The 3,258-nt window shown below is 42.5% G+C and carries 3 protein-coding genes; all 3 read left to right on the top strand.

The genetic code is table 11. From position 1 onward, the window contains the following. Nucleotides 1-1,971: DDE-type integrase/transposase/recombinase (locus LS66_RS09900; protein WP_052057529.1), on the top strand; the 1,971-nt coding region annotated here is incomplete at its 5' end. 119 nt (nucleotides 1,972-2,090) lie between these two features. Then, a complete protein-coding gene (locus LS66_RS10155; RefSeq protein WP_161594742.1) occupies nucleotides 2,091-2,231 on the top strand; it encodes a hypothetical protein in 141 nt (46 codons plus the stop codon). A gap of 84 nt (nucleotides 2,232-2,315) precedes the next feature. Beyond that, complete coding sequence (locus LS66_RS09895; protein ID WP_034368386.1) at nucleotides 2,316-3,194, top strand: AAA family ATPase; 879 nt, start codon at nucleotides 2,316-2,318, stop codon at nucleotides 3,192-3,194. The last annotated feature ends 64 nt before the right edge of the window (nucleotides 3,195-3,258 follow it).

Below are 3,258 nucleotides of genomic sequence, written 5' to 3'. Positions count from 1 at the left end.
ATTGGAGGTAATGCTGGTAAAGTCCTCCGCATTTGGAGTGAGCCTTTTAAGACACAAGGGGAAGCACAAGCATTTATATCATCATCAGAATCTATACACTTGGGCACAAGCAAGAATGAATATGCAAGCGATGATAGAGACACTGATGATGTTCTAAGTGCTTTGAAGCAAGATTCTCACATACATTCGCACGAAATGCGAATCCACACTTGCAAAAATCCTTTAAGCGCATTTGCCAAATCCACCCAAAAGCAACAACATCTCGCCCTAGAGAAAAAATCCATTATCAAAGAATGGGAAGCATATAAGGCAAAAGGTGTGAATGCAAAAGATTTTATCGCACTGCTGAATGCAGGTGGGCAATACTCTATCACTTTAAGCGAAAATAAGCTCTATGCGTGGCAGAGGGCATATAAGAGAGGCGGACTTGAGCTATTGCTTGATGAGCGAGGCAAAAATAGAAAAGAGCAAAGCAAGATTAAAGAGCTTGGATTAGAGGAGCTCACAAATAAGCTTATTTTGGCAAGTCGTGGCAGGGTGAATATCTCCTCATTACATAGAATGCTGCATATTCATCTTGATAGTGTGGGCAAGGCGGATTTGGCAGATTTTTTAGCAAAGCGCGATGAAGTGATAAGCTATTGTGTGCTTGAGCGATATGTCAAGGCTTACTTAAAAGCCCACCCCATAGAAGCAAAAATTATTTATCGTGGCGAAGATGCGGCAGTGGGGAATTTCCTCCCTGCACTTGGACAGAGTAATTGGGCGGCGGATTCTATTAATCAAATCGTGGAGATTGATGGCACAAGCATTGATGCGATTATTGATACAAGCGAAATAGCGCACGCTCTAGGGCTTAAAGTAGAGAACATAGAATCTTGGCAAAAGCGATTTGTGCTTATTTCACTCATTGATACTTATAGTGGCGTGTGTAGCTTCCATATAAGCGATACCGAAAATGCGCTAGGTGTATCCCGCGCCATTGCAAAATACATCACTACCTATGGCAAACCTAAGCGCATTAAAAGCGACAACGGCAGCGCATTTGTGAGTAAATATATCAAAGAAGTGCTTATGCGCCTTGATATAGAGCATATCAAAGCTAAAGCGTATGCTGGGTGGTGTAAGCCCTATGTGGAGCGAAACTTCGCTCGCTTGCAAAATCACCTTATGGAATGGATTAAAGGCTATATCGGGCATAGTGTGAGCCAAAGACAAGCCATTGAGTTTTTCTTCTCTCGCGCACAGAGGCGACTTAAAAGAGGGCAAAAAAGCAATCAAACCAATCTTCACACGCTTAAAGAGCTAGGGCAGATGATAGATGCCTACACGCATTCTTTGATGAATAATGCGTATTTGCAGAGATTAGATTCTACACCCGCAGAGGCATATAACGCGCGTGTAAATGAGGCAGTGAGAATCCACGAATATGAGCTTTGCTCTAAGCTTTCTCCGCTTGAGAGGCGCGCTGTGAATAAAAAAGGTATCGCTTATGGTGGGCTGTGGTATCAAAGTGCTGCTATGTTCGCGCATACAAGCGTATTTGTGGCAGCAAATATCAATAACACCAAAGAGCTTTTTATGTATGACGAGCAGCACCGCTTCATCGGCGTAGCGTCAAATCTTGATAGTGAGGAGATGAGTGCGGAAATGGCGCGGAATGCGCAAAAAATCTTTTATAAAGAGCTTAAAGCGCGCAAGGGCAAAATGCAAGAGGCACGCGCAGAAGTCGAGGCACAATTCCCACAAATGCTTTTACAAGCGTACAAGAAAATGCCAAAAACGCATATGCCCACACTCAAAGCCATTAATGATAGCAATCTCTATCAAGCAAAGCTCTTAGATGAGGCGCGTAAAAATGCGGTGGGCGCTGAAATTTTAGATACCACAAAGGAGGTAAAAAATGAAACACAAACAAAAAATATAAAAGATGTGAGCTGGGAAGCAGCGGTATTGAAAAAGGCAAAATAAAAGCGTTGGCTTTTTTGCAGGTGTTGCAAGTGTGGATTAGCACTTCCTAATAAGCCCTAACCTTAGAAAACGAGTTGATGAATGCGAAGCAGTCATAACTCAAGCTTTAGGCGCAAAAGGTGGCTTTGCTACCTTTTGTAAGATTTTTACAAGTATGGATTAGCACTTCGTGCAAATCACTTGCTACAAAGCAAGAGAGAACCTTAAGAACTCGCTTGCAAGTGTGGATAAGCACAAGTGCGTATGACAACCAAGCATAGCGCGGTTGTAAGCGTATCCTTTAGGCGATACTTTGGGCTTCGCTCAAAGTATCAAGACATTAAATGAATGAAAAGGAAAATTATATGAAAAATGTAGATTTAAATCAAGTGTGTGAGGAGCTAGAGATATTTTTAAAAGTGCAAAATATCTCTCAAGCGGCTTTGGGTAGAGCTATTGGCGTAAGTAGCGCGAGTATCTCTACCTTTCGCAAGGGCGAGTATAAGGGCAATAATAAAGAGCTAGGGCGCAAAATCAAGCTCTACCTTGATGATTATGCAAACAAAAACAAAGGAGGCGCAAAAAAAGAAAATGTGCAAGTCTATGAAAGCCACGATAAGCAAATGGCTGATTTTGTCATCAATGAGGCGGTGAGAGATAAAGAGATTGCTATTATCACAGGTGTGGCAGGAAGCGGAAAAAGCACGATTGCTAAAGACTATGCGCGCTTGCACCCCAATGCGATTTTAATTGAAGCTACACTCCATAGCACTGCTAGAGTGATTTTAGATGAGCTATGCGAGCGCACACATATTAGCGGCGGGAGAAATCTGCACGAAAAAGTGCTCCTTATAGCCAAAGAGCTTAAAAGGCGCGATGTGGTGATTCTCATTGATGAGGCGGAGCATTTGAGTGTGAGGGCGTTAGAGGATTTACGCAGGATTTGGGATTTTAGCTCCTGCCCTCTTATCCTTTTTGGCACGGAGATTCTCTTAAAGAATCTCATAGGTAAAAATGGCGAATTGCGACAGCTCTACTCGCGTATAGGTGGCAAATGGCATTTGAAAGGGCTTAGCGAAGCGGAGACAAATGAGGTCTTTATAAAAGGCATACACGCCTATACAAAGGGCAATTTTCGCTCAAGTGTAAAGCTTTATAAAAGAGCGTGCAGACTTGCAGAACTTCATAATGTCAAACTTGATAAAGACATCATTGCTCAAGCGGTAAGTATGATTATTGTGTAAGGAGGGAGATATGAGCAAGGCTGAATTGTTTAAGCCCTTTTATATTTATGGGCGCAAGGCAAGG

It is taken from the genome of Helicobacter sp. MIT 03-1614 (assembly GCF_000762925.2).
In the GTDB taxonomy this organism is placed as follows: domain Bacteria; phylum Campylobacterota; class Campylobacteria; order Campylobacterales; family Helicobacteraceae; genus Helicobacter_C; species Helicobacter_C hepaticus.
The sequence above is the reverse complement of the archived record's forward strand: the minus strand, read 5'-3'. Positions and strand labels throughout refer to the sequence as shown.